Raw genomic sequence first — 4,863 nt, 5'->3', positions numbered from 1 at the left:
TCCAATCGCGATGGACGAAGGTCTACGTTTCGCGATCCGTGAAGGTGGCCGTACAGTAGGTGCTGGTGTTGTAGCAACTATCGAAGACTAATTCTTGATAGTTAATGCATAAGCATTGAAAAACCCGAGTTTAGGCTCGGGTTTTTTTATGTCAAAAATACCGATACTTTGTTTAATTTAACGTTCTCGTTTCACATCATTTTATATTACCGATCGTTTGGCGATAACTTGCCTTGAACAGCCGTTCAGAAACAGTGTACTTAGCTTTTAAGCATATTACTTTGTAGAGCAGTTGAATGAATGGAACTTCCTCATTCGCTATTCATTAATATTCAGCGTTACTTATTACCCCATATCGCACTTGTTGCACAATTAACGCTTCGCTATCCCAAGAGTTAAGTATTGCTCTAGTGCTTCAAAAGCCTAATGCGATCTGTTACCCGCTATAATTTTATATAGTTGCTGTAGTCAGCACGTGAAACATTTAAGCATTTGATTAATCGTATTATGAACTAACTTTTGTGCTATGTTTAAACAGTTCATTATACAAAATAAGGCTTACTGAATGCCGCTTACTCTTACAAGATTACTTCGCAACGATGTAGTTATTTTTGTACTCATCATGCTTGGTTATTATTCTTTTGGTGTATTCGGTACTTTCTTTCGTATAGAGCCTGGTTTTGCGAGTGCAGTATGGCCAGCTGCTGGGTACGCCGCAATTGTCGCACTGCGCTATGGTAGTAAGGCATATATACCAATCTTTGTCGGCGCTTTACTGGCAAATATTTATAGTTCAGGAAACGATATTTTTTCTATTTCTGTTTCCGATTTTATGTGGAACAGTGTTCGTGCTGCGGGTGCTTTGTTGCAGGCTGCCATTAGCTGTTTGCTTCTAAAAAAACTGTGTGATTTTCCACTTAGCTTAAATGCAGCAAAACCCTTGTTAAAAGCGCTAGTTTTAGTCAGTCCGTTTGCTTGTATGGTATCTGCAACAATTGGTACTAGCTCTTTATACTTACAGGGCATTATTCCATTTAGCATCGTCGATTTTGTTTGGTTCACTTGGTGGGTTGGCGACAGTGTTGGCGTGCTGTTTTTCTTCCCATTATTTGGCATGTTACTTCCATCTAAGCTTTTTAGCCCAGTGAGTAACGTTAAAGTTGTATTGGTTACTGGTACCTTATTGCTGATATCCGTGTGCTTTACATTTTCTTATTCAAAAGAAGTGTATCGTAAAAATTTAAACCTAACTTTCGCAGATATTACTGAAAAGAAAGTTTACGAATTACAAATACTCAAACGACAAATCGAAACTAACCTGTTTGCTTTGGCAACTTTGTTTCGTAATGGTATTGATCCCAATATTGATGAATTTCAGTTAATTGCATCATCTCTTAATAATGGCGGTATTCCTTACCGTGCAATTGCTTGGTTAGATTGTTTAGAGCGTGAAGAGTTAGAAGTTTGGTATGAAAAACAGTCTGAACGAGGGCTAGAAGGATCAAAACTTAGAATCATCGATGAAAGCAGGCAGTTTTCACAAATTTTTCCAATCAGTCTAACAGCGCCATACGCTACTAATAGTTTGGCTATTGGTCTCGATTTAGCGAGTCACCCAATTGCAGGTGATACCGTATTTGAAGCGATAAATGCACGGGCAATTAAAGCAACACCGCCGGTTCGCTTACAGCAACAATCAGATAAATTAACAGGCAATGTAATTTACTTTCCGGTATTTAGAAATAGTGACGACAAGCTATTAGGTATCGCCGAAGTGGTGATTGAAGTTGATAAGTCGCTTGAAAAGCTAATGCTTGAGGATGCCTCTTCAGATTATTATCATTTTTCAATTTCAGACAAGCAATCGCCTAGTTCGCCGTACGTTGCAGGTTTAGAACAGCAACATAATACGAGCCATAGTCTACACTTCGCTAAATCTTATCAGTTAGCATGGTTTGGCCGTGATTGGCTGGTTCATTTTGAGAGTACCGATAGTTTTGAAAATACCAAAAAGGATTGGTTAAGTTGGCTTACACTTATTGTGGGTTTTATTATTGCAGCAATTGGTGTGATGTTTACTTTAATTATTGCGGGTTTTAACGATCAGCTAAAGCGTAAGGTAAAAGACAAAACAGCACAATTAGCCACAGTAATTGAACAACTCAAAAAAGCAGATCAAGTAAAGAACGAATTTATTGCAAACATGAGCCATGAAATTCGTACCCCGTTAAATGTTGTTTTATCCACATTGCAATTGCTAAGAAAATCCAAACAAGCGGCAAAAGAGCAAGAGCTCACTGACAGTGCGCTTTCTTCAGGTAAAACACTGCTAACTATAATTAATGATATTCTCGATATATCTAAGTTAGAAGCCGGAAAACTCGAAATTGAATCTACCGAATTTGATTTAGAAAAATTGGTTAAAGACACGGTAACTGAGCAAAAGAGTATTGCAGATGTAAAACGATTAGTAGTGAAACTACATTCAACCTCTTCAGTAACAGGTGTGTGGAAAGGTGACCCGACACGTATTAAGCAGATCTTACTCAACTTAATTAGTAACTCGATTAAGTTTACAGACTCAGGTCAAATTGACGTCAAGGTTGTAAAGTATAAGCGAGGTATTAAAGTCGAAGTAGCAGATTCAGGTATTGGTATGAGCGATACCCAAGTAACACGTTTGTTCGAACGGTTTGAACAAGCAGATACGTCGACAACACGTCGATTCGGAGGCACAGGTTTAGGGCTTGCAATCGTTGCACAACTCGTTCACTTAATGAAAGGTAAAATTGAAGTGACGAGTGAGCTAAATAAAGGTTCTCAATTTAAGCTCACAATTCCATTGATACACGAAAGTCGTGAAGTATTAAAACCACGAGATGATGCACAGTTAACGATGCCGTCACTCAATGGCACAACCATTTTGTTGGCTGAAGATAATAAAGTAAATCAAACTGTGTTTAAGGCAATTATGGCGCCAGCGAAAGCAACATTATTAATCGCTGAAAATGGAAAACAAGCAATCGACTTGTTTCAACAAGAAAACCCAGCCATCATTTTTATGGATATTCAAATGCCAGAGATGGATGGTGAACAAGCTTGCAAATATATTCGGCAACTAAATAACACCATCCCAATAGTCGCGTTAACCGCAAACGTACTTGAAAGTGATGTAACAAGGTATTTAAGTGAAGGGTTTAACGCTCATCTTGCAAAACCCATCGATATTAATAAATTAATTGAGACCTTAGTCCAGTTAACTGTAACTAGGGAATAACACATTAGAAGGCCAAGTATATGCTAATCGCTATTTCGCTCAGAAGGCAGATCACTTAAATACTCGACAAACTCCACTTCAAATCCGTCAGGGTCAATAAAATACGCATTTTTACGAAAAGGGTGCTCACTGCCTTTATCGACAAAAAAGCCTGCGTCACACATACGCATTATGAGTGCATCTAAATTTTTCACAACATAGGCAAAGTGCGCTAGTCCTGTTTGATGACCAGAGAGTTTTCTTATCTCTCCCTCACCATGGTCGCTTAATGCAATATAATTAGAATCGTCGCCAAAGTGCAGCCATTGCCGCGGCTTGCCGTACCACTCACCACTTCCTTTTGCGCGAATTTGCCAGTGTGGAAAAGCAGCTTGATAAAAAGTCAGTGACTTATTTAGATCAGTAACAACTAAATTAACGTGTTCCAAAAACATTGTGGTTCCTTATTTTAATGCTGAAGTTGATATCAAGACTGAATATTTGTTTAAAGTACAAAGGTAGCGTGTAAATGAGTGCATAAAATCATTCCTTAAATTGAGAAAGCAGGATGACTATAAAAGCTCAAGTTAGATTGAGGTAAAGCACTATTTATATTTTTTTAACAGCGGTTTTGTGTGATGATTGACAAATTATTGGTCAAATGAGTTATAGCAGTGGAAGTAGTTGTAGTAGAACAAACCAACATGCGTGTGTATTTAAACTTGTTACAAGGGTATGAAGCTGAGTTTTCAAAAATCACAGGTAAATTACCTAACCACATGGGGCTGTTCGATCTTGACACAGAGCTGGTTGATAATGTTTTTGGTTTGCTCTGTTATTTAGAAGGTAAGCCAATTGGCTTTGCAGCAATTAAACAAGTTGCTAATAAACAGTTTGAGGTGTGTGAGTTTTACATAGTTCCAAGTTTAAGAGAGCAAGGATTAGGACGTAAATTCGCGAGTTGGATTTGGCAACACTATGGTGGTGCATGGCAGATTAAACAGATTGCGGGTGCAAGCAAGGCAACGCAATTTTGGCGAAACGCAATCACAAGCTTCAATGCAAACTACACTGAAATAAAGATTAATGATGAATATTGGGGTGAGGTGACGCAGCAATCATTTAATACTGAGGCCCAAAATTCACAAGTAAACTCGCTTTAAAGAGCATTCTTGAGAAGAAAACGTACAAAAACGAGCAGTTTGTACGTATTTCGCCCAAACGATCCAAAAAACTAAAAAAAGTTTGAAATAGGGGTTGATCCAAATCCGGATCTCTCTATAATGCGCCTCCACCAACACGGGGAACGACGCAGCATAGCAGCGAATCACGAGTTCGGTGAGTCAAGTAAAACTGAGTTTTGAAACTTTCTTAAAAATATAAGAAAAATAATCAAAATTAAGTGTTGACAAAAAATTAGGAAAGCGTAACATACGCAGCCCTAACAGCGACGAAGCGTCGCGGCAAACACAAGGTTGTTTGCACTGTTCTTTAAAAATTTAAGCAATCATCTGTGTGGGCACTCGTACAGATTAAGTTCTAACATACGCTTTTAAAGCGTAACAAAATTTAGACTTAATTGAACTGAGTGACCAACGGAATAAAGA

3 protein-coding genes and 1 pseudogene are annotated in these 4,863 nt (G+C 38.2%); 3 read left to right on the top strand and 1 reads right to left on the bottom strand.

From position 1 onward, the window contains the following. A pseudogene (locus ACHSBP_RS00230) lies at positions 1-91 on the top strand (elongation factor Tu); the annotation flags it as partial. Positions 92-565: 474 nt separating this feature from the next. Then, on the top strand, positions 566-3,277 hold the full coding sequence (locus tag ACHSBP_RS00225; RefSeq protein ID WP_395387893.1) for an ATP-binding protein: 2,712 nt from the start codon (positions 566-568) through the stop codon (positions 3,275-3,277). A 23-nt stretch (positions 3,278-3,300) separates the two neighbouring features. Here ACHSBP_RS00225 and ACHSBP_RS00220 read toward each other — a convergent pair whose 3' ends face one another. Further along, a complete protein-coding gene (locus ACHSBP_RS00220) occupies positions 3,301-3,711 on the bottom strand; it encodes a VOC family protein (protein WP_395387892.1) in 411 nt (136 codons plus the stop codon). Positions 3,712-3,930: 219 nt separating this feature from the next. Here ACHSBP_RS00220 and ACHSBP_RS00215 point away from each other — a divergent pair, with 219 nt between their 5' ends. Next, positions 3,931-4,419 (top strand): GNAT family N-acetyltransferase, encoded by a 489-nt coding sequence (locus ACHSBP_RS00215; RefSeq protein WP_395387891.1) that lies wholly within the window; start codon positions 3,931-3,933, stop codon positions 4,417-4,419. The last annotated feature ends 444 nt before the right edge of the window (positions 4,420-4,863 follow it).

This window comes from Pseudoalteromonas sp. XMcav1-K (genome assembly GCF_044005875.1).
Lineage (GTDB): Bacteria > Pseudomonadota > Gammaproteobacteria > Enterobacterales > Alteromonadaceae > Pseudoalteromonas > Pseudoalteromonas spongiae.
Note: the sequence above shows the minus strand (reverse complement) of the source record. Positions and strands in the feature narration are given on the sequence as shown.

Excerpts from the sequence above, each read along its gene's own strand:
- ACHSBP_RS00225 (WP_395387893.1), top strand. The coding sequence starts at position 566 with ATGCCGCTTACTCTTACAAGATTACTTCGCAACGATGTAGTTATTTTT.
- ACHSBP_RS00220 (WP_395387892.1), bottom strand. The coding sequence starts at position 3,711 with ATGTTTTTGGAACACGTTAATTTAGTTGTTACTGATCTAAATAAGTCA.